Annotated in this window: 24 protein-coding genes; 4 read left to right on the top strand and 20 right to left on the bottom strand. The window is 60.4% G+C overall.

Annotated features, from left to right (window positions below; genetic code table 11):
• Positions 1-129: 129 nt before the first annotated feature.
• The 5 genes from araH to HU730_RS19375 all read right to left on the bottom strand — a co-directional run bounded on the left by araH (position 130) and on the right by HU730_RS19375 (position 5,194).
• Entirely contained in the window at positions 130-1,095 is a 966-nt protein-coding gene (gene araH, locus HU730_RS19395; RefSeq protein ID WP_127881155.1) for an L-arabinose ABC transporter permease AraH, read from the bottom strand.
• Between the two features lie 22 nt (positions 1,096-1,117).
• On the bottom strand, positions 1,118-2,617 hold the full coding sequence (araG, locus tag HU730_RS19390) for an L-arabinose ABC transporter ATP-binding protein AraG (RefSeq protein WP_186526557.1): 1,500 nt from the start codon (positions 2,615-2,617) through the stop codon (positions 1,118-1,120).
• Entirely contained in the window at positions 2,614-3,594 is a 981-nt protein-coding gene (locus HU730_RS19385) for a substrate-binding domain-containing protein (RefSeq protein ID WP_082423423.1), read from the bottom strand. The genes araG and HU730_RS19385 overlap by 4 nt, the downstream gene beginning before the upstream one ends.
• 32 nt (positions 3,595-3,626) lie before the next feature.
• Positions 3,627-4,448, bottom strand: a complete 822-nt coding sequence (locus HU730_RS19380) for an SDR family oxidoreductase (protein WP_186526558.1) — start codon at positions 4,446-4,448, stop codon at positions 3,627-3,629.
• A 266-nt stretch (positions 4,449-4,714) separates the two neighbouring features.
• On the bottom strand, positions 4,715-5,194 hold the full coding sequence (locus HU730_RS19375; protein WP_034128422.1) for a GNAT family N-acetyltransferase: 480 nt from the start codon (positions 5,192-5,194) through the stop codon (positions 4,715-4,717).
• Between the two features lie 188 nt (positions 5,195-5,382).
• Between HU730_RS19375 and HU730_RS19370 the strand changes: the two genes are divergently transcribed.
• From HU730_RS19370 to HU730_RS19355, 4 genes are all read left to right on the top strand, one after another.
• Positions 5,383-6,579, top strand: a complete 1,197-nt coding sequence (locus tag HU730_RS19370) for an MFS transporter (RefSeq protein WP_072448769.1) — start codon at positions 5,383-5,385, stop codon at positions 6,577-6,579.
• 85 nt (positions 6,580-6,664) lie between these two features.
• Positions 6,665-7,003, top strand: coding sequence for a hypothetical protein (locus HU730_RS19365; RefSeq protein WP_034128424.1), 339 nt, complete (start codon positions 6,665-6,667; stop codon positions 7,001-7,003).
• 51 nt (positions 7,004-7,054) lie between these two features.
• The gene (locus HU730_RS19360) at positions 7,055-7,321 is read left to right on the top strand and encodes a hypothetical protein (protein WP_032895690.1); all 267 of its coding nucleotides are present in this window, start codon (positions 7,055-7,057) and stop codon (positions 7,319-7,321) included.
• Between the two features lie 48 nt (positions 7,322-7,369).
• Positions 7,370-7,750 (top strand): hypothetical protein, encoded by a 381-nt coding sequence (locus tag HU730_RS19355; RefSeq protein ID WP_034128425.1) that lies wholly within the window; start codon positions 7,370-7,372, stop codon positions 7,748-7,750.
• 116 nt (positions 7,751-7,866) lie between these two features.
• On the opposite strand, the gene HU730_RS19350 is transcribed toward HU730_RS19355, so the two are convergent.
• From HU730_RS19350 to acpP, 15 genes are all read right to left on the bottom strand, one after another.
• Positions 7,867-8,778 (bottom strand): PfkB family carbohydrate kinase, encoded by a 912-nt coding sequence (locus HU730_RS19350; RefSeq protein WP_186526559.1) that lies wholly within the window; start codon positions 8,776-8,778, stop codon positions 7,867-7,869.
• Complete coding sequence (locus HU730_RS19345) at positions 8,771-10,237, bottom strand: cytosine permease (protein ID WP_096144590.1); 1,467 nt, start codon at positions 10,235-10,237, stop codon at positions 8,771-8,773. Before HU730_RS19345 ends, HU730_RS19350 begins: the two co-directional genes overlap by 8 nt.
• A gap of 130 nt (positions 10,238-10,367) precedes the next feature.
• A complete protein-coding gene (locus HU730_RS19340; protein ID WP_034128428.1) occupies positions 10,368-11,369 on the bottom strand; it encodes an ADP-ribosylglycohydrolase family protein in 1,002 nt (333 codons plus the stop codon).
• Positions 11,366-12,079 (bottom strand): GntR family transcriptional regulator, encoded by a 714-nt coding sequence (locus tag HU730_RS19335; protein WP_034128429.1) that lies wholly within the window; start codon positions 12,077-12,079, stop codon positions 11,366-11,368. Before HU730_RS19335 ends, HU730_RS19340 begins: the two co-directional genes overlap by 4 nt.
• Before the next feature lie 70 nt (positions 12,080-12,149).
• A complete protein-coding gene (locus tag HU730_RS19330) occupies positions 12,150-12,710 on the bottom strand; it encodes a DUF1285 domain-containing protein (protein WP_034128430.1) in 561 nt (186 codons plus the stop codon).
• 16 nt (positions 12,711-12,726) lie between these two features.
• Complete coding sequence (locus HU730_RS19325; protein ID WP_034128431.1) at positions 12,727-13,332, bottom strand: DUF4823 domain-containing protein; 606 nt, start codon at positions 13,330-13,332, stop codon at positions 12,727-12,729.
• Between the two features lie 111 nt (positions 13,333-13,443).
• Entirely contained in the window at positions 13,444-14,412 is a 969-nt protein-coding gene (locus tag HU730_RS19320) for a radical SAM protein (protein ID WP_186526560.1), read from the bottom strand.
• A 139-nt stretch (positions 14,413-14,551) separates the two neighbouring features.
• Positions 14,552-15,217: a TetR/AcrR family transcriptional regulator gene (locus tag HU730_RS19315; RefSeq protein ID WP_034128432.1), complete on the bottom strand. Its 666-nt coding sequence runs from the start codon at positions 15,215-15,217 to the stop codon at positions 14,552-14,554.
• A gap of 445 nt (positions 15,218-15,662) precedes the next feature.
• Entirely contained in the window at positions 15,663-16,448 is a 786-nt protein-coding gene (locus HU730_RS19310; protein WP_034128433.1) for a TatD family hydrolase, read from the bottom strand.
• A gap of 62 nt (positions 16,449-16,510) precedes the next feature.
• The gene (locus tag HU730_RS19305; RefSeq protein WP_034128434.1) at positions 16,511-17,500 is read right to left on the bottom strand and encodes a DNA polymerase III subunit delta'; all 990 of its coding nucleotides are present in this window, start codon (positions 17,498-17,500) and stop codon (positions 16,511-16,513) included.
• Complete coding sequence (gene tmk, locus HU730_RS19300) at positions 17,493-18,125, bottom strand: dTMP kinase (protein WP_034128435.1); 633 nt, start codon at positions 18,123-18,125, stop codon at positions 17,493-17,495. Before tmk ends, HU730_RS19305 begins: the two co-directional genes overlap by 8 nt.
• Positions 18,126-18,144: 19 nt before the next feature.
• Complete coding sequence (mltG, locus tag HU730_RS19295; protein ID WP_034128436.1) at positions 18,145-19,281, bottom strand: endolytic transglycosylase MltG; 1,137 nt, start codon at positions 19,279-19,281, stop codon at positions 18,145-18,147.
• A gap of 1 nt (position 19,282) precedes the next feature.
• Entirely contained in the window at positions 19,283-20,098 is an 816-nt protein-coding gene (gene pabC, locus HU730_RS19290; RefSeq protein ID WP_096144594.1) for an aminodeoxychorismate lyase, read from the bottom strand.
• Positions 20,098-21,342: a beta-ketoacyl-ACP synthase II gene (gene fabF / locus HU730_RS19285; protein WP_034128438.1), complete on the bottom strand. Its 1,245-nt coding sequence runs from the start codon at positions 21,340-21,342 to the stop codon at positions 20,098-20,100. The genes pabC and fabF overlap by 1 nt, the downstream gene beginning before the upstream one ends.
• Before the next feature lie 110 nt (positions 21,343-21,452).
• Entirely contained in the window at positions 21,453-21,689 is a 237-nt protein-coding gene (gene acpP / locus HU730_RS19280; protein WP_003175607.1) for an acyl carrier protein, read from the bottom strand.
• Positions 21,690-21,785: the final 96 nt, after the last annotated feature.

The following is a 21,785-nucleotide window of genomic DNA, read 5'->3' as shown; positions in this document are numbered from 1 at the left end:
CGAGGGAGCTTGCTCCCGTTCGACAGCGCAGCTGGAGCCGGCTTTTGGGGGCGCTTCGCACCCCAGCGCAAGCAAGCTTGCTCGCCACAGCAAGCCAGCTCCCACAGTTTGATCTTCACAGGGCGACCATTAGCGTTGTTTCATGCGGTCGATTATCACCGCCAGCAACAGGATCGAGCCACGAATCACATATTGGTAGAAGGTATCGATGTTCTTCAGGTTCATCGCATTCTCGATGATCGCCAGAATCAACACCCCGGCAATCACATGGCGGATCATGCCGATGCCGCCGCTCAGTGACACCCCGCCCAGCACGCACGCCGAAATCACCGTCAGCTCGAAACCCTGGCCAATCATCGGCTGGCCCGAGGTCATGCGTGACGCGAGGATCACCCCGGCCAAGGCGCCGATCAAACCGTGCACGGCAAAGATGATGATCTTGGTGCGATCGACATTGACCCCGGCGAGCAACGCCGCTTCCTGGTTGCCGCCAATGGCCATGGTGTTGCGCCCATAGGTGGTGTAATTAAGCAGCCAGCCAAAGAACACAAAGCACAGGACGGTGATGATGATCGGCACCGGCACGCCCAGCAGCTGGCCGTTGCCGAACACGAAGAACCCTTCGTTCATCACCCCCACCGCCTTGCCGCTGGAGAAGATGTAGGCCAGGCCACGTACGATCTGCATGGTCGCCAGGGTGGCAATCAACGCATTGATGCGCAGCTTGGCGATCACAATGCCGTTGATCAGCCCTACCACCAGGCCCATGGCCAAGGCCGCCGACACGCCGAGTACCACGCTGTCGGTGTCACGCATCACGATGCCCGCCACCACCCCGGCGCAGGCGATCACCGAGCCTACCGACAAGTCGAAGTGCCCTGAGGCCAGGCAGAACAACATGGTGCACGCAGCAATACCGACGGTCGAAATCGCCAGGCCCAGACCGCGCATGTTCAGCGGTGACAGGAAGTTATCGATGAATACCGCGCTGAGCACAAAAATGCCCAGTGCCGCCAGCAGCATCACCCAGTCATCGAGAAATTTGCGCTGATTAAAACCCGGCCAGAAACCCTTTGCAGTTTTTACCTCAGACATAGCCAAACCCTCTTGTTCTTGTTCAAGCCCGCGACTGTGGCAGCGCCAGTTGCAGCAGGCGCGCTTCATCCGCTTGGGCGCGGGGCAACTCACCGGTCAGGGCGCCTTCACTCATCACCAGGATGCGGTCGGAGATGCCCATCACCTCCATCAGGTCGCTGGACACCACGATCACCGCAATGCCACTGGCCGCCAGGTTATGGATGATCTGGTAGATCTCCGACTTGGCGCCGATGTCGATACCCCGGGTGGGCTCGTCCAGCAGCAGGACCTTCATCGGCATCGACAACCAGCGGCCAAGGATGGCTTTCTGTTGGTTGCCACCGGACAGGTAAAGGATTTTCTGCTCGGCACTGGGCGTCTTGACCTTCATGGCCTGGATCTGCCGCTCGGCGTTGTCCCTCTCCCAGCCGTCGCGCAGCAACCAGCCGAACGAGGCATGGGCACTACGGGCGCTGATGTTGATATTTTCCGCCACGCTGGACAGCGGAATGATGCCTTCCTTTTTGCGGTCTTCCGGACACAGCAATACCCCGGCGGAGATGGCGTCCCGGGGTGAGCGCAGTTGCAGCGCTTGCCCGCACAGTTCCAGGCTGCCGGCACTGGCGCGCTCCAACCCACTGAGCAGGCGAAACAGCTCGGTACGCCCCGCGCCCACCAGCCCGAACAGGCCCAGGATCTCGCCCTTGCGCACCTGAAAACTGATTGGTTCACGCAGGCCGGGGCCGAGCAAGCCGTCCACCTTGAGCGCCACTTCGCCCTGCTCACGCGGTCGGTAATCGTAAATATCCTGGATATCGCGACCGACCATGCAGGTCACCAGTTGATCGTGGGTCAGCGTGTTCATGTCCTCGAACGTACGCACGTAGCGACCGTCCTTGAACACCGTCACTGCGTCGCAGATACGGAACACTTCTTCCATGCGATGCGACACGTAGAGCACCACTTTGCCCTCCTCGCGCAGGCGCGTGATGATCGCCATCAAGCGGTCGATTTCCCGCGCCGAGAGGCTACTGGTCGGCTCGTCAAAAGCGATCACATGGGCGCCACGGGACAGCGCCTTGGCGATTTCTACCAGTTGGCGCTGGCCCAGGGACAGGCGCCCGAGTTTTTCGTCGGGGTCGATTTCATCGGCCAGGCCCTTGAGGCAGGCCAGGGCCTGCTTGCGCAGCAGGCTCCGGTTGACCACGCCAAAGCGCGTGGGCAAATGCCCGAGGAACAGGTTCTCGGCCACGCTCATTTCCGCCACCAGATGCAGCTCCTGGTGAATCACCGCCACACCGCTGGCGATGCTGTCGGCGGCGCATTTGAAGGCCATGGTCTGCGCGCCGATCTGCACCGTACCGCTGGACGGAATGTAGGCGCCGCCGAGGATTTTCAGCAGGGTCGACTTGCCGGCACCGTTCTCGCCCATCAGCGCGTGCACCGAATGCGGCCGTGCTTCAAAGCTGATCTGCGCCAGGGCTTTCACACCGGGAAACTCCTTGCCGATGCCATTGAAACGCAGGGCCGCGCCGCTCATTTCCACAGGCCGATCTTGGTCAGTTCTTCCTGGAAATTGGCGCGGGTGATCAAGGTCACTTCGTCCATGGCGGTGTATTTGGCCGGTTCCTTGCCGGTGGTGACCCACTCGTACATCGCCAGCGCGGTGTTATAGCCCTCGATATGCGGGCTGGGCAGCATGGAGCCGAAGAAACCGCTGTCGGCTTTCTTCAATTCGCCAATGGCGTCGGTGCCATTGATGCCGATGCCGATGACGTTGGCGGCCTTGAAGCCGGCACTTTCGGTGGCGCGCACGCCGCCGAGCACGGTGTTGTCGTTCATGCCGCCGATGATCAGGTTCTTCGCCCCGTTCGGCAGCTTGACTAAGGCCGAGTTGGTGGCGTCCATGCTGCCAGGTACGTCGAGGGTTTTCAGCGCAGCGGTGAGGATGTGGTCCTTGGGAATACCGGCCTCCTCGAGGGATTTGATCGAGCCGTCTGTACGCTTCTTACCGGTGTCGAGTTCGTTGAAGGTATTGATCACCGCATAGGTGTCCTTCCAGTCCCAACCGCGTTTTTTCGCTTCGGCGGCCATGGCGGCGCCCTGCTTCTGGCCCACTTCAAACGCGGCCATTCCCAGGTATGGCACGTCTTCCATGAAGTTGCCCTTGGCATCGACAAAGCGGTCATCCACGGCCATCACTTTCAAACCGTTGACCTTGGCCTTGGCAACGATGGCCGGGCCCAGGGACACGTCCGGCGGGCAGATCACAAAACCCTTGGCGCCATTCGCGGCCAGGCTGTCGATGGCCGACAAGGTTTTTTCGCCATCGGGCACGGCGATCTTGATCACAGTAAAACCATGCTCCTTGCCGGCTTTTTCCGCGAATGCCCACTCCGTTTGAAACCAGGGTTCCTCGGCCTGCTTGACCAGGAAACCAATCTTCACTTCTTCAGCCGATACCCAGCCGCAGAACGCCATTGCCAGTGCCACGGCACCGAGTGTTTGCTTGAACATGGACCACCTCCTTCTTGTTATTGGAAAACGCTTTAGTCGTGGTACATCACAGACCGCCCGCCATCGATCATCAGGCAAGTGGCGTTGATAAAGGGCGCCTCGTCGGTCGCCAGGAACAGTGCTGTCATGGCCACTTCGATGGGCTGGCCAATGCGTTTGGGCGGGTGCAGGTCGAACGCACGCTGGCGTTCGGCGTGGGGGTCTGGGAAACCGTTCCAGTAATCGACGTTGAGCTGGGTTTCGATATAGCCGGGGGCGATGGCATTCACGCGGATGCCCTTGGGCGCGTACTCGATGCCCAGTGCACGGGTGAGGCCGAGCAGGCCGTGCTTGGCCACAGGGTAAGGAAAGCAACCGGGAATGATGTGGCTGGAATGGGTGGACGCGATATTGATGATGTTGCCGATGCCCTGCTCGATCATGTGCGGCAATACCGAACGGCAGCCGTACCAGGCGCCGTCGAGGTCGATGGCGAAACAGCGGCGCCAGTCCTCTTCGCTCATCTCCAGCGGGTCACGGAACACGTTGACTCCGGCACAGTTGACCAGCACATCCACGCGACCAAAGCGCTCGATGGCCAGGTTGACCAGTGCCTGCCATTGATCCTTGGAAGTGATATCAACCGGTTGGGCGTAAACCTGCGCACCGTGTTCGCGCCAATGAGCGGCGATTTTCTCGACTTTGTCGCCCTGGATATCCGCAATGATCAACCGCGCCTGCTGGGCCTGGAAACAGGCAACGATGGCTTCGCCAATGCCTTGGGCGGCGCCGGTGACGATCACCACCTTGTTCTTCAGCCGCTCGCCGTAATTCGGCTCGGGCACGGCGGGTAGGGACAACGGTTGCGCCTGCATCGCTTCACCTTTTTATTTTTTGTAGTGAGTGCTGATGCTGGCGACTATAAACCCATCGCCTGAAATATCTCAATATATAAATTAAGATCCCATATATTGAGAAAAATAAAAAATGTTTGAGCGGGTTAGCTGTGGCGAGGGAGCTTGCTCCCGCTGTCTGCGCAGCAGACTCCCGCTTTTGGGGGGCGCTTCGCACCCCAGCGCAAGCAAGCTTGCTCGCCACAGGAAAGCTCACATCTGGTTTTAGTGTTTACATAAATGAGGCGTCAGCCTTGGGCAAAGTCGCGCAGGGCATCGCCTTCCATGCGATAACGCACCCATTCTTCCTGAGGCTGGGCGCCTATGGATTTGTAGAAGGCAATCGCTGGCTCGTTCCAGTCCAGCACGCTCCATTCAAAGCGCCCACAACCGTTGTCACAGGCGATCTTGGCCAAGTGGCGCAGCAACTTCTTGCCGGCCCCGCCGCCGCGTTGTTCCGGGTTGATGTACAGATCTTCCAGGTACAGGCAGTTACTGCCCAGCCACGTCGAGTAACTGAAAAAGAACACCGCAAAGCCAATCGGCAAGCCGTCGCGCAAGCAGATAAGGCCATGGGCCGTGGCGCCTTCGCTGAACAGGCTGCGTTCGATATCCACCACGCTGGCGATCACCTCATGCCGGGCTTTCTCGTACTCGGCAAGTTCAGTGATAAAGGTCAGGATCTGCGCAGCATCGCTGGGCACGGCGGGGCGAATCTCGATGGTCATGGGCGAGCCTTGGGCAAATTCAAAGGCCACATACTAAGACGGTTTGATGGCCGTTTGCAGTGCAATTGATGCCAATCAGCGCGTTTCACTCCGGCGCGGGGTGAAGCAAGCATCAGCAACCACAGAACAAAGCCTGGGGACGCCCATGGTAAACAATGGGCATAAATCCAACGATCAGAGACCTGCTCATGCACGCCACGCCACCAGTGGGCACGAAGACATTCGCGCTGTTCTGCCTCGCCAGTTTCCTGCTGTCACTGTCTTACGGCTCGACCTTTTTGTTGTCACTGCTGATCCATGCCCGTGGCGGTAATGAACACGACGCGGGCAGTGTCATTGCCACGGCAATGCTCAGCACCTTCGTAGCGGTGGTGCTTTCCGGGCATCTGGCCGATGCGATGGGCGCGGCGCGAGCGATTGCGAGCACCGGCCTATTGTTAGTGGTGGCCTGCCTGGGGTTTGCCCTGACGCCAGGGTTTGGCCAGGGCTTGATGCTGTTTGGATTGTCCCTTGGCTTGGGCTGGGGCGTGTTCTATACCTTGGGTCCGATCATCGTGACGCTGCTGGTGGAACCCCGCCAGCGGGCCAAATATTTCGCCTTGCTCTCGGGCAGTATGTTGAGCGGCATAGGTTCCGGCCCTTTGCTGGGACGCGCCGCCACTGCGCTGGACCTGCCCCTGACAACGGCGTTTTATATTGCCGGGCTCGCCAGCCTCGCCGGGGTGGTGATGTTCTGGCGCATGGGCTCTCGGTTGCGACAGCACGCGAATGTACCGACATCCAGGATTTCCTGGGCTGCAAGCCGCCGCGTACTGTCTTCCAAGGCGGCGTTCGCCATCCTGATGGTTGGCCTGGGTGGCTGCGTATTCGGGGGGCTATCTTCGTTCCAGACCAGCTATGCCGTTGCCCATAAGCTGGACTATTCGCTGTTCTTCGCGGGTTTCCTGACAGCGGCAATTATCAGTCGCCTGCTGATCGCCGGTTTCGTGGTCAAACGCGATGCGTACCAGGCTGCCTGCGTATTATCCGGGGTGATGCTCGGCGCGATCACGCTGTTCGCGTTTGGTGTCAGCGGCAACCTCAGTTATGTGCTCGCCGCCGCCACGCTAGGGATCGGGTATGGCCTGACGTATTCAGTGATCAACGGCCTGGTAGCCAACGAAGCGCCCAGCGGCACCACTTCCCAGGCGTTGTTGTTGTTCAGCCTGGCGTACTTTATCGGCGTCTTCGGGTTTCCCTGGCTCGCAGGCAAGATCATCGTTGACTTCGGCCTTGCGACAATGATGTTGAGCGTACTGGTGATCGCGGCCTTCAACTGGGCGATCACGGTGGCACGTGTGATAGCGCGCCGAGTATCGGCACACAAAGTGATACAGGTGAGCTGATACCGTTCGTCGCCCTCCCGGCACGATCGGCAAACGCGGGCAGACCAATACAGGGTAAGGACATTAATCATATGGAGACACCCTGATGAAAAATTCCAAATTTGCTGCCCTCGCCCTCACCGGCCTGTTGTCTGCCGCGTCCTTGAGCGCCTTTGCGGCTAGCTCGACCACTGGCCCCACCGATCCAACGCCGGACGCCACTACCGAGTCGCAAAAATCCATGGGCACCGGCCTGGATACCAACGGTGGCGCGATCATCGACAACAGCGCCGACCCACGCACCAAAGGCAACGACACCCAGCGCCAGGCACCGCCTGCCGTAGGCAACGGCAAGATGGGCCCTGGCACGAGCAACAATGAGCCGAAGATCAACAAGGGCGACGACTCGAACATCCCCGGCGCGCAGAAACAACCAGCGCCTTGATGCACCCTTGGTACGACCAACACCCGACCATTTCCCAGTGAAGAGGTACGCATGAACGTCGATAGAAACCTTGAAAAAGAAGTCCTCACCCGCCTGCTGCACGCCCATCCGCAAGGCTTGGGCAAGGAGGTGCTGGACAATTACCGCGGTGAAAAAGAGGTCGCCAGTGTCTTGGCGTTCCTGCAGGACCGCGGGCTGATCAAGGATGGGCATGTGACCACCGACGACGCCGGCGAATACGCGTTGAACCTGCCGATCAAGCTCACCGCTTCTGGTGTGGATGAGGCGCGCAAGCTCGACGCTCAAAGTACTCAGTAATCCATTTCTGGCCTGGCCCCGCGACTGGGGCCAGAGGGAGTTTTAGCGATGCCTCGTGGAAGCAAAGCCAAATACACCGACGAACAGAAACGCAAGGCCGCTCATATCGAAGACAGTTATGAGCATAAGGGGTTGCCCAAGGACGAAGCCGAAGCCCGCGCCTGGGCGACCGTCAACAAACAGTCCGGCGGTGGTGAAAAAGCCGGCGGATCAGGCAGGCGCAAAGCACCGGCCAAGAAAACCCAGGACCGGCAGGAATCGGCCAAGCGTGCCGCTGCCAGCCGTGAAGGCCACCCGCGCAGCAGTGGGGCTTCGCTGGGTACGCAGACTAAGGAAAGTTTGATGAAAGAGGCGAGGGCCAAGGATATTCCTGGGCGCTCAACCATGCGCAAAGATGAGTTGATTCAAGCGCTGAAAAAAGCAGGTTAAACGCAGAACCCGTTGTGGGAGCGGGCTTGCTCGCGAATGCGGTGTGTCAGTCAGCACATGCTTTAACTGATACACCTCCTTCGCGAGCAAGCCCGCTCCCCTAGGGTTGTGCGTATTTATTCAGCCAGCAATGCGTCGACTTCGGTGACGCCAGGTGAAGTGGCCGGCCCCCAACGCGTCACCGCCAACGCCGCCGCTGCGTTCGCTCGACGCGCCGCCTCAACGGGTTTCAAGCCCTGCGCCAACCCGGCGATAAATACCCCTGCATGCGCATCCCCCGCACCATTGCTGTCTACCGCCTGCACCTTGAAGCCAGGTACATGCTCAGTCTCTACCCCGCGCCCTACCCAGCAACCATTTGGTCCATCACGCACAACCAGCAGTGCCTGCAAGTGCTGATTCAGCATGGGCAGCGCCTGACTCATATCCGCCGCCCCGGTAAACGCGAGGGCTTCAGGGCCATTGCTGGTCCAGATGTCGATACGCGGCAACAAGGCACGCATCAACGCCGAGTCCGGCGCCTTGACCAGCGGGCCCGGGTCGAATACCACCACGATCTCTCGCGGAAGCGCCAGCAGCCAGTCAAGCAACGGCTGCGCCTTACCTTCAAGCAGCAAGCTGTAGCCACTGACGTACACATAATCCTCGATACGCGGGACGATCTGAGCCAAGTCGTCGGCACTCAGCTCCCCCTCGGCGCCGAGATGGGAGATGAAGGTGCGTTCGGTGCTCGCTTCAGTCAGCGACACGCACAACCCGGTATCTTTGCCAGCGCTGGCCGCCAAGGCCATTTCAACACCTTCGGCCTGCATCGCGGCACGCGCCAGCTCGCCAAAGCGCCCCTCGCCATGGCGGCCCAGATAAACCACCGGCAACCCATTGCGCCGTGCCGCAGCCATTACGTTGAAACCGCCACCGACTTGGAAACTGGCGGAGTTGGCCAGCACGTCACCGCCGCTTGCCGGCAGGGTGTCGAGGCCCATGACCAGGTCGACAATGACCTGGCCGGTGTGCAGCAATCTAGACATTGGCGCTCTCTGCTAAACCCGGACGACGGTCAGAGGCCCCGCCCAAGACTGCATATATTCCGCCAGCCACCACGAAGGTCACGATCCAGCCCAGCCCGTTGTGGCCCAGCCAGGAGTCGGACAGCGGCCCGGCAAACCAGATGTTTTCGGCGGTAGTGCCGATGGTGGTGAAGCTGAACCCCAGCACAATGGCCACGGCCCAGGCGCCAAATGCACGCCACTCCACGCCACCGCGATACCAGTAGGCACTGCTGGCGCTGACGTCCAGCAGGTCGGTGGGGCTGTAGTAATGACGGTGAATCAGGTCGACCACGAAGATCCCGACCCACGCCGTGATCGGCACCGCCAGCAGCGAAATGAAGGTAATGAACGGGCCATAGAAACTATCGGCGATCAGCATGAAATAGATGGAGCCGGCAAAAATCGCCACGATATCGACGATCACTGCATGCACGCGCTTGACCTTCAAGCCCAGGGTCAGGGTAGTGAGGCCGGCCGAGTACACCGACAGGTTGTTCGACAGCAACAGGCCGCCGAACGCGGTGATCAGGTACGGCACGGCCATCCAGGTCGGCAGCATGTCGCGGATCGCGATGATGGGGTCGGTGGCCGATGCCAGGTCATTGTTACCCACCGACAACAGGCCACCCAGGGTGATCAGTAGCACCAGCGGGATACCTGCACCAAACGCGGCGGAGGCCACCAGGCGCACGGCCTTGACGCTGCGGTGCTGGTAACGCGACATGTCTGCACCGGCGTTGGCCCAGCCGATACCGGTACCGGCCGCCATGGTGCCTACGCCAATGATCATCGCGCTCAACGGCGCCGGGGTGGCGTTGAACACCGCGCTCCAGTCGATGGTGGCACACAGAAAGCCGCCCACCAGAATGTTCAGGCCGCCGAATACGTAGGTGGCCCACTTCTGGATCACCAGCAACGTGGCGTGGCCCAGGCCCGATACGGCCAGGGTCAGCAGCACAAAGATGGCAATGAAGATCAGGGTGAGCAGCGGCGCGCTCTTGGCCTCCACTGCCGAGCCGAACAGGATGGAGCTCAACGACAACAATACGAAGGCTGCGGTGGTGGTGTTGACGGTTTCCCAACCCAGGCGGGACATCAGCGACACCAATGTCGGGCCGATATTGCCGCGCACACCGAAAATGGCGCGGGACAAGGTCAGGCTGGGCGCGCGACCACGGCGACCGGCAATGGAGATAATGCCAACTACGGCAAAGGAGCCAGCGGCGCCAAGAATCGCGACGATGATCGCCTGCCAGATGGCCAGGCCACGAAACGCCACCAGCGTTGCACCAAGGGGCAAGCCGAGGATGCTGATATTGGCCGCGAACCACACCCAGAACAGTTGCAGCGGATGACCGTTGCACTCGCCTTCCGGGACCGGCTCAATGCCGCGTGTTTCCAGTTGCCCGGCGGTTTGGCCGGAAGAGGGGCTGCTCATTAAGGGGGGCTCCTGATGCCTGTATTGTTGTTGTGGTTGTGGCAGCGAGTCGAATCTTTATCCGGTCTTCCTGACCCAACGCTTTTGAATGTGGGAGCTGGCTTGCCAGCTCCCACATTTGGTTCCGTGTTTATCGCAAGGCCAATAACCCTTGGGCCAGCGGCTGCAAGTCCAGGCCATTGACCCGCTTGACCTGTTCAACCAACGCCTCAGGCCAGCACTGCATACCCAGGCACGCCCCCAGCATGGCGCCGAGGATCGCGGCAATGGTGTCGGTGTCGCCGCCCAGGCTGGCCGCCAGGCACAGGGCTTCGAAGGCATTCATATCACCCGACGCCACTTGCTGGGCCAAGGCAAACGAGACCACCACCGATTCCTGAGAAGCCACCGAAGTACCAATCAACTCGTAAAGCAGGTCGGCAAACAACGCTTTGTCGCCGCTGCCGACGCTCAGGGTGCGAGCCCAACTGATGCGGGTAGAAATGCGTCCGCCCGCGATCCAGTGACCATGGCTTTCGGCCTGTCGGGCAATCTGGGTCCCGATATTCAGGGCTTCCCCCAGGTCCACGCCATTGATGCCAGCCGAGACCACCGCCGCCACGGCCGCAGCGCTGGAAATACCCAGGTTGGTGTTATGGGTGACCTGGCATGCCTGGATCACCGCCTGGATAAACCGCGCCGGGTCGCTGACATCGACGGCGATGCCCACCGGGGTGATGCGCATGGCCGCACCATTGGTGGTGCCGTAGCGCCCGGATTCCTCCGGAGTATGACCGGCGAGGATCATGTCGATTGCGCGTTTGGTGGACGGCCCGAGCAAGTCCTGGGAACCCTTGGCGCGCATCCCCGCTTCCCAGTCGATCAGGCGCTGGGCAAGCACGGTGGGCTCGATCTTGCCCTGGCCTTGCACCAGTAACTCGGCAACCAGGATGGCTTGTTCGGTGTCATCGGTGATGGAACCGGCAGGCATGTTGGGCGCAATGGGCTGGTCCGCGTCGGCATCTTCCAAGGCGGTGATAGCACCGAAGCGCTTTTGTACCTGCTCGCGGCTCAAGGATTGGGTGGGCATGCCCAAGGCATCGCCCAGGGCCAGGCCATAAAAGGCGCCAAGTGCGCGATTTTCTCGGCTCATTTCGACGCTCCAAACTGCAGATGCAGGCGAAAGTGCAACGGGTCAAGCAGGCTTTCGACATGCTCCATGAAACGCTCGCGACGATCATAGGTGGTGCGCGACGCCTTGAGAAATACCGTACCGCTGGGGCGCCCGAGTAATTCGGCGTCTTCATCGCTCAGGGGTTCAGCACCGATCCACTGGTCACCGTCGGCCCCGACGTAGCCGTAGGCGGCCAGAGTGATGGTCAGGGAATTATCGATCAGCCCAATGTGGGGCAGGTTTTCCAGATCGCCAACGGCCGGCATCAACGAGCGTTCCAGCGACACCGCTGTACCGTCAGCCGTGCGCCGGAGGCGGTCGAGGGTAATGAACTGGTCGGTGCCGAAACGGCTGAACAGATCCGGGCGCGTCACGGCTTCGAAACGCAGGACGTCGGTGCTTACATGGGCGCCCGTATCGGCCAAGGCCTGGGCCCAACCGCTGCGTTGGTCCAACACCATGCCGTCAAAGGTGACAATCGAACCGACGCCGCTCTGAGTGGCGATGTAGTTGCGACGCTTGAGCTCGGCCAGCGCCTCGCGCAGCGTGCCGCGGCTGACCGCAAACTCCTCGGCCAGTTGGTGCTCGCCCGGCAACAGAAAGCCGTCGGCCATGACTCCACCTTCGATACGGCGGATGAGCTCATCGACGACGCGTTTTTTCTTATCAAATCGAACATGTCTAATCATGTACAAATTGATAACCGAAAGCCCGTGTTTACCGCAAGAGGATTATTTCAGGCTGAAGGCAAAAACCGCCTCAGGGCTCCAGGCCGATGGGGAAAAACTCCCCGCTGCTCCAGACGCCAAGCCAGTTCTGACCGTTGATCGGACGGCTCACCGCCAGCTCCACCAACTGGTAAAAAACGTTTCTATGCACCAGGGCTTCGAGGTTGGTGCGAACGCGCACATAGGGGGCGGGTTCCTGGGTGATGGGGTCGGTCACCACCCGCAGCGGGTGCTCGAGGCCTGCCTCGACCTGTTCGTCGACGTTGGTGGTAAAGCGTAATACCTGGCTTTCGCCCTGCCCTTGCACTTCCAGTGTCACTGCAACAAAGGGTGCGTCATCGACACGGATGCCGACCTTCTCCACGGGCGTCACCAGGAAATAATCATCGCCATCGCGGCGGATGATGTTGGAGAACAACTTGACCATCGGCTTTCGCCCGATAGGTGTGCCCTGGTAGAACCAGGTGCCATCGCGGGCGATGCGCATGTCGATGTTGCCGCAGAAATCCGGGTTCCACAAATGCACCGGTGCCGGCCCCTTGCCCTTGGGCAGTTGGGCCAATAGATCATTGGCCTTGGCGGAATCGGTCATGGCGGGCTCCTCTGTCTTACTGATCACTCATACCCAGCAAACCGCGGGCATATTGCGCCAGGGGGCGAGCGATCAAATCTTGTGGCGATGTGTCGTGGAACGTCAGTAAACCGCCACGACTGCGAATACGTGCAGTATCAATCAAATACTGGGTGCTGGTCTCGATCAACATGACTTGGATCACCCCGCTGTCCAGGCCAAGGCGGTCCAGGGCTTGCTGATCGGTCCACTCGTCGGCGTTGCCGATACGGTCATCGGCTGCCGCAAAACGGCAATACAGCAGGTAGTGAGCACCGACGGCACGGGCTTCGGCCATGGCCTGTTCAAGACCTTCGGGCTGGCGGGCGCGACGCACCATGGGGAAATATTCAACGAAGCCATTGAATGCTTCCTCGGCCACCACATTGGGCCGCGGATAGGCGCTGCCCGGCGGCACGAAGGCGCCTTGGGCAATAAATACAAAGGAATCCGGCTGTATGCGCACCGAGGCGGTACGGCGCGTATCGCTGTGATCGAGCAGCCCGGCATCGCTCATCTGATAGCGGGTGCCTTCGGCCATATCACTGACGGTCATGCAACCGCCCAGGGCCAATGACGCCAGCAGCAAAACCAGACTACGCATCCTAATCCTCCAGAGGCCGGTGACAGGAAACCGGCGAATGGGGCGTGGGATGCAGAATCCGCGCCATTCAGCTGCGCTACAAATCAAATGTGTGAACCCGCAATATCTAGCTTAGCCACCAATGATCTTCATGATCGTGGCACCGCCGGAGAACGCCACTTCCTGCTTGTCAGCCAAGGCCTTCATCAACAAGCCCTGCAACGCCGGCAACGCCTGGTGACGCGGTTGATCGAGCAAGTCACCGACATAATGGCGATTGCTGGAGGACAGGCACCCATGCAGCCAGCCGGTGGAGGACAACCGCAACCGCGAACAGGTGCGGCAGAACGGTACGCTCTCGTTGGCGATCACACCGAAGAAGCCTTTGCCCGGCACTTGGTAGCGTACCGCCGTCGCATCGACGGGTGCGTTGGCTTGCAGGTATTCATGTTGCTCGCCGATCAAGCTGAGCAGCTGTTGCAAGCTGACGAACTGTTGCAGGAACGCGTTGGAGTCTTTGGCCAGGTGCCCCATGCGCATCAGTTCGATAAAGCGCAGCTCGTAGCCACGCGCCAGGCAGTAATCGAGCAACGGCATCACCTGGTCCAGGTTCTGGCCGCGCAACGGCACCATGTTGACCTTGATCTTGATTCCGGCAGCACTGGCCTGGTCCATGCCATCGAGCACGGTGGCCAGGTCGCCGCCACGGGCGATGCTGCGGAAAGCGTCGGCATCCAGCGTGTCGAGGGAGACATTGATGCGCCGAATACCGGCTGCCACCAGCAACGGCAGTTTACGCGCCAGCAGTTGGCCGTTGGTGGTCAGGCTGATGTCGCTCAGGCCCATCTGCCCTACCGCCCCCATGAAGGCTTCCAACTTGGGGCTGACCAACGGCTCACCGCCGGTAATGCGCAAGCGCTCGATACCCGCCGCTTCGATCAGGTAAGCCACGCCTCGGGCCATGGCCTCGGCCGACAGTTCATCCTGGGCAGCCACCAGCCGCTTGCCGTCAGGCACGCAATAGGTACACGCATAATTGCAGGCTGAAGTCAGGCTGATCCGCAAATTGCGAAAACGCCTGCCTTGACGATCAACGATCATGGATCACTCCGGCAGAGGATAATTCGGGCGCGCTAAAAGCTGACTCATAACTCAGCTTTTAGCAAGGTCCTTGCCTGAGTATATTCCTGGGTTACTGCGCCTGGCAGTAAATCGTTGCGCCATCACTGTGGCGAATGACTTATGTGGCAGGGGTGTCACCGCTCTTCTCGGCGCCCGGCAGTTCCGGGCTGTGCTTGCGCTTGTTGCCCATGCGCACGCCGATGTCCATCAGGAATTGGAAGAAACCTTCCTGGTCTTCCAGCACATTGCTCCAGAACGGCGAGTGGTACAGCGCCACAGCGCCATGCACCAAGGCCCAGGCGGCGCAGTAATGGAAATACGGTGGCACGTCTTCAAGCTTGCCTTCGCTGATACGGCCCTTGATCAGCAGGGTCAGGCGTTCGAAGTTCGAGGCGCGGATCTTGTGCAGCTCCTCGACCATCTCCGGCACCTGGTGACCTTTGACCACTTTCTCTTCCAGGCGGTCGAACAGGCGGTAGCGCTGCGGATCACGCATGCGGAACTCGAAGTAAGCGCGGGACAGGGCTTCCTTGTCTTTGTCGACATCCGCCGAATGCAGCAACTCGTTCAAATCACGCTCGTAGTCGAGCATCAGGCGCAGGTAGATTTCGGCCTTGGACTTGAAGTGTTTGTAGATCGTGCCTTTGCCGATACCCACGGCATCCGCAATCATCTCGACGGTGACGCTGTCTTCACCTTGTTCGAGGAACAGCTTGAGCGCGGTGTCGAGAATTTCCTGCTCACGGCGGCGAAATTCACGGACCTTACGGGGTTCTTTGTGCATGAGGAAGAGTCTGCAAAGGTCGGAAATAGGGAGGGTTGCGCAGGGCCATGGATACGTGGCGATACGATTTACCCGGTGCGAGGGATTATCCCGACTGAACGGTCGTTGGGCAATGTCTATGTGAACCCGTCAGGCACATAACTTTCAATGCACCAACGATTTCGCCGTTATCAGTCAGAAATAATACGCAACACCTGAACCTGCCCATCAGCGCAATGAGAACTCAAGCGAAGGCCGCGTATTCCAAATCTGTTTAAAAAACGATCAATCACGACTGGACTGAATGGGATAGTGGTCAATACTTCAACTGTCGGCGCGACATCTCCCCCAAGTGACGCGTCGACCTGGGTACCGACGGACTGCGTGCCCTTGTTTTACTCCTAATGGTCTTAGCCCGGATTCACCCCCCAGAACCCGGGTTTTTTTTGCCTGGGATTCGACCGCCCTAACCGGCCACGTGGGCCAGCGGGAACAGGCGCTTGAAGTTCTCGGTAGTCTGCTCGGCAAAGCGCTCGTACGACTCACCGCGCAGCATCGCCAGGTAATCAGCCACGTCACGTACATATTCGGGCAAGTTCGGTTTGCCGCGATGGGGGATGGGCGCCAGGTACGGAGAGTCGGTTTCCACCAGCAGGCGGTCGGCGGGCACCTGGCGGGCCACATCGCGCAGCGCGTCGGCATTGCGGAAAGTGACGATGCCCGACAGGGAAATATAGAACCCCAGGTCCAGGGCCGCCTTGGCCATATCCCAGTCTTCGGTAAAGCAGTGCAACACGCCAGCCTGCGACAACGCGGCTTCACGCAGCAAAGCCAGGGTATCGGCACGGGCGCCTCGGGTGTGCACGATCACCGGCTTGCCCGTCTGCTGGGCGGCTTGCAGGTGCAGGCGGAACGAGGCCTGCTGCAACTCGGCAGCTTCAGGCTCGTAGTGATAGTCCAAGCCGGTTTCGCCAATGGCCACCACTCGCGGATGGTTGAGTTCGCCCAGTAGCCAGTCCAGAGCCGGCGCTTCGCCTGGCTTGAGGTCAAGCGGGTGAATGCCCACCGAGCAATCGACGTCGGCGTAGCGATCAGCCAGGGCTTTGACGTCGGCGGCGTTGTCGGCGCTGACGCCAATGCACAGGAAGTGCCCTACCCCACGCTGGCGGGCAGCCTCAAGGGCGACGTCGAGGGAACCGCCGTGCTGGGCAAGGTCGAGGCGATCAAGGTGGCAATGGGAATCTACGAGCATAGGAATCTGAGCTTAAGTCACAAAAGAGGTAGGGCCAACGATACACCCGTCAGCCACGGAATTTAACGGCGCCCGAGCAGGCCGACCCACTGCACCAGCAACGCCTCGAGCAACAGCACGCGGTTGAGGTTGGCCTTGCCGAGGACTTTCTGGCGCTGGGCGAGGATCCAGTCCTGGATGTTCAGCACTTTGTCCTGGGCACTTTTTTGCGCCAGGTATTGCACGACCTTGCGCATATCCGCCAAGCCCAGGCCGTTCTCATCCTGGGTGAGCTGGTAGCGCAGGATCAGGCTGGACCAGTCGCAGAACCAGTCGAACAACAGCAACAGCGGAATATCCTTCCAGGCGCTTTCGGCCAGTTGCGTGGCGGACAATTCCTGCTTGAGCAGTTTCTTCACGCCATCCACGACCAGTGCACGCTGTTCGCGCACGCCCTGAGCCTGCAGCTTCACTGCCGCCAAAGGCGAGCCAGCCGCCAGGGTCAGCAACTCGCCTCGTTCTTCTGCGCTGCATTCCGGCAACGCCTGCGCCAGCCATTGCAGGCTCATGGCTTCGCTGGGCAACGGGCAAGCCTGCTGCACGCAACGGCTGCGAATGGTCGGCAACAAGCGGCTGGACTGGTGGCTCACCAGCAACAGCACGGTATCGCCGGACGGCTCTTCAAGGCTTTTGAGCAAGGCGTTGGCCGCGTTGATGTTCATCGCCTCAACCGGCTCAATCAGCACCACTTTGCGCCCGCCCATCTGCGCGGTCTGCACCACGAAGCTCACCAGGTCGCGCACTTGGTCGACCTTGATGGCCTTGTCCGCTTCCTCGGGCTCCAGCACATAGTTGTCCGGGTGACTGCCAGCCTTGAGCAACAGGCAGGACTTGCACTCGCCACATGCCTCCAGATTGACCGGGCGTTGGCACAACAGGCTGCCCATCAGGCGTTCGGCGAGGTGGCGTTTACCGATGCCCACCGGCCCATGCAGCAGATAGGCGTGGGCGTGCTGGGCGCGCCCCGCCAGTTGCTGCCAGAGGCCGTCCTGCCACGGGTAGGACTCAGCCACGGCTACGCTCCAACAGAGTGGGCAGCAGCGCGTCGATAGCCTGTTGCACGCGGCTCAGCGGCTGGGCGGCGTCCAACAGGTAATAACGTGCGGGCTCAGCCTTGGCGCGCTGCAGGAAAGCGCTGCGCACTGCATCAAAGAAGGCTTGGCCTTCCAACTCGAAACGATCCAGACGACCTCGCGCACTGGCGCGGGCCATGCCCACTTCCACCGGCAGGTCGAACAACAGGGTCAGGTCGGGGCGCAGATCGCCTTGCACGAAGGTTTCCAGGGTGGTGATGCGCTCCATGGACAACCCCCGGCCCCCACCCTGGTAGGCGTAGGTGGAATCGGTAAACCGGTCGCAGATCACCACGGCACCCCGCGCCAGGGCCGGGCGAATCACTTCGGCCAGGTGCTGGGCACGGGCGGCAAACACCAGGAGCAACTCGGTGTCCGGATTCATCGGCTCGTCACCCGGGGTCAGCAGGACGTCGCGAATGCGCTCGGCCAACGGCGTACCACCCGGCTCACGGGTCAGCACCACCTCGATGCCCTGCGCACGCAGGCGCTCGGCCAGGTAGTCACGGTTAGTGCTTTTGCCGGCGCCTTCCGGGCCTTCCAGGGTAATAAACAAGCCAGTCACAGGCAGTCCTTAGTCAGAGTCATTGCGGGCTTTGCGGCGCGGTCGTGTCCGGCGCGGGCTCGATCGGAGCGTCGGGGGTAGGCGCATCGCTGGAAGGTGCCGAATCTTCAGGCGGTTTCACCACCGGTGCCGGGCTGGAACGGTAATCGGCACGGCGCTTGAGTTGGAACTCACGCACGGCGGCATTATGCGCATCCAGGTTATCCGAGAATATATGGCTACCATCGCCACGGGCGACGAAATACAGGCTGCTGCCCGGTACCGGGTTCAGTGCTGCATGGATCGCCTCGCGACCGACCATCGCGATGGGCGTGGGCGGCAGGCCAGCAACCATGTAGGTGTTGTAGGGGTTGGCTTCCTTGAGGTGGGTGCGGGTCAATTTACCGTTGTAGCGCTCACCCAAGCCGTAGATCACGGTGGGGTCGGTCTGCAGCAACATGCCGATCTTCAGGCGACGCACAAACACACCGGCAATCTGCCCGCGCTCCTGAGGCACCCCGGTCTCCTTTTCCACGAGCGACGCCATGATCAGTGCTTGGTAAGGGTCGGTGTAGGGCGCGTCGGCGGCACGCTTGCTCCACTCCTGGGCGAGTACATCGTCCAGGCGGTTGTAAGCTTTTTTCAGGAACTCGACATCAGTCATGCCGCGGACAAAACGGTAGGTGTCGGGGAAGAACCGCCCTTCAGGAAACACACCTGGGTGGCCGAGCTTATCCATCACTTCGCTGTCAGTCAGGCCCGCGAGGGTCTGCACGATCTTTTCATGCTTGGCCAGGGCGGTGCGCACCTGACGGAAATTCCAGCCCTCCACCAAGGTCAGGCTGTACTGCACCACTTCGCCGCGCTGCCACAGGCCGATCAAACCCTCGGCGGTAAGGCCCGGGCTCATGCGGTACTCGCCGCTGTGCAGTGGCTGGCCTTCGAGGTTGAAGCGCCAGTACAGACGCAACCAGAATGCATCGTCGAGCACGCCGTCGGCTTCCAGACGATTGAAGGTGCCCGTCGGCGTAGCGCCAGCAGGTACATCGAGCAACTGCTCCTGAGGCAGCTTCAGGGGCTGCTTGAGGGCAGAGTCGAGTTTCCAGGCAGAAAAGCCCACGAGCAAAGCCGCCGAGATCAGGCTGATCTGCAGCAGTAACACCAGTTTTCGTATCAACTCAAATATCCAATAGCGCGCGAACAATGCCCTGCAGTTTACGGGTGAGCGGCCCAACCGGCCAGCTCATCGCAGCGCAGCCTCGCACCGGCCAAATGCCATAAACGCTGTTGCAGACGAAGACTTCATCGGCCTGTTGCAACTGCTCAACACTGATGTCGGCCACGGCCACCGGGACGCCCAGCGCTTGTGCCTGGGCCAGCACTTCGGCGCGCATCACGCCCGCAACGCCACAACGGCTCAGATCAGCGGTTAGTAACAAGCCGTTGCTCACCAGGAAAAGATTGCTGAATATGCCTTCGATCACCCGGCCAGACATATCCAGCATCAGGCCTTCGGCATGTTCGGTATCTTGCCATTCGGCACGCGCGATCACCTGCTCCAGGCGATTGAGGTGCTTGATACCGGCCAGCAACGGCTGCTGCGCCAAGCGCGTGGCACACGCGAACAGGCGCACGCCTTCGACTTCATGGATGGGCGGGTAAACAGCGGGCGCGCTGCCCTGCAAGATGCGGCGCACCGGGGCGCCAGGGTTGATGCCGTAACCGCGCAAGCTGTCGCCACGGGTGAGGATCAATTTGAGAATACCGTCGCCAAGGGCGGCGGCGAAGCTCAGCACTTCGTGGCGAATCAACCCGTGATCCACCGCCAATGCCAAACGCCTGCAACCCTCTTCCAGGCGTTGCAGGTGACGGTCGAGCAGCAACGGCTGCCCGGCCTTGACGGCGATGGTCTCGAACACCCCATCGCCATAGGCCAGGCCGCGATCTTTCAGGGGCACGCTGTCCGCTGGCTGACCGTCGACCCAGCTGTGCATCACTCGGCGAACCGGCGGAACACCAGGGAACCGTTGGTGCCACCGAAACCGAACGAGTTGGAAATCGCCACGTCGATCGGCATGGGCTGCGCTTCGTGGGGCACAAAGTTCAGGTCGCAGCCTTCGTCCGGCTCATCAAGGTTGATAGTCGGCGGAGCGACCTGATCCCTGATTGCCATCACACTGAAGATCGCCTCGACCGCGCCCGCCGCACCCAATAGGTGGCCGGTCATGGACTTGGTGGAGCTGACCGCCAGCTTATAGGCGTGCTCGCCGAACACCGACTTGATGGCCTCTGCTTCCGCCAGGTCGCCGGTCGGGGTCGAAGTGCCATGGGCGTTGATGTACTGCACCTGGTTGGGGTTGACCTTCGCATCGCGCAAGGCATTGGTGATGCAACGCGCAGCACCCGCTCCGTCGGACGGCGGCGAGGTCATGTGGTAAGCGTCGCCGCTCATGCCAAACCCGATCAATTCGGCGTAGATAGTGGCACCACGCGCCTTGGCGTGCTCCAGCTCTTCGAGCACCAGCGCACCGGCACCGTCGGAGAGCACAAAGCCGTCACGGCCCTTGTCCCACGGACGACTGGCACGGGTCGGCTCGTCGTTGCGGGTCGACAGCGCACGGGACGCGCCGAAGCCGCCCATGCCCAGGCCGCACGCGGCCATTTCGGCGCCGCCGGCGATCATCACGTCGGCTTCGTCGTAGGCAATGTTGCGTGCCGCCATGCCAATGCAGTGCGTACCTGTGGTACACGCCGTGGCGATTGCGTAGTTCGGTCCCTGTGCACCTAGATGAATGGACAGGAAGCCGGAAATCATATTGATGATCGAGCCCGGTACGAAGAACGGTGAAATTCGACGTGGGCCAGTCTCATGCAAGGTGCGGCTGGTTTCTTCGATATTGGTCAGACCGCCAATACCTGAACCCATGGCCACGCCGATGCGGTCACGGTTGGCGTCGGTGACTTCCAGGCCGGCGTTACGCACAGCCTGAAACCCGGCAGCCAGGCCGTACTGAATGAACAGGTCGAGCTTGCGGGATTCTTTGATCGAGAGATATTCCTCGACATTGAAGCCCTTTACCGAGCCGCCAAAACGGGTGGAATAGGCAGAAAGGTCCGTGTGTTCGATCAGACCAATACCACTGCGGCCAGCCAGAATGCCCTGCCAACTGCTCGGCACATCCGTACCCAGTGGCGACAACATACCCATACCGGTGACTACGACGCGTCTACGCGACACAGCACTCTCCTTTTTCTAATGACGACACTTTTCATCGCCGCTAAAGAAAAAACCGCACGCCTTTACAGCAGTGCGGTTTTTCCCTGACAGCAAGCGACGACTACAAACTATTACGCCTGGTGGCTAGTAACGTAGTCGATGGCAGCTTGAACAGTAGTGATTTTTTCAGCTTCTTCGTCCGGGATTTCGGTCTCGAATTCCTCTTCCAGAGCCATCACCAGCTCAACGGTGTCAAGGGAATCGGCACCCAGGTCTTCTACGAAGGAAGCAGTGTTGACCACTTCTTCTTCCTTAACGCCCAGTTGCTCGGCGACGATTTTCTTGACGCGCTCTTCGATGGTGCTCATACCTTGTTTAACTCCTAATGGACAAATTCAGGCAGCTGGCCAGTGGGTAAGTGTATAGAAAGCCATTTCAGCTTTTCAACTGAAAGCTTCACCCTG

This window comes from Pseudomonas sp. SWRI22 (assembly GCF_014268395.2).
GTDB classification, from domain to species: Bacteria; Pseudomonadota; Gammaproteobacteria; order Pseudomonadales; family Pseudomonadaceae; genus Aquipseudomonas; species Aquipseudomonas paracarnis.
This window is presented reverse-complemented; position numbering and strand designations above follow the sequence as displayed.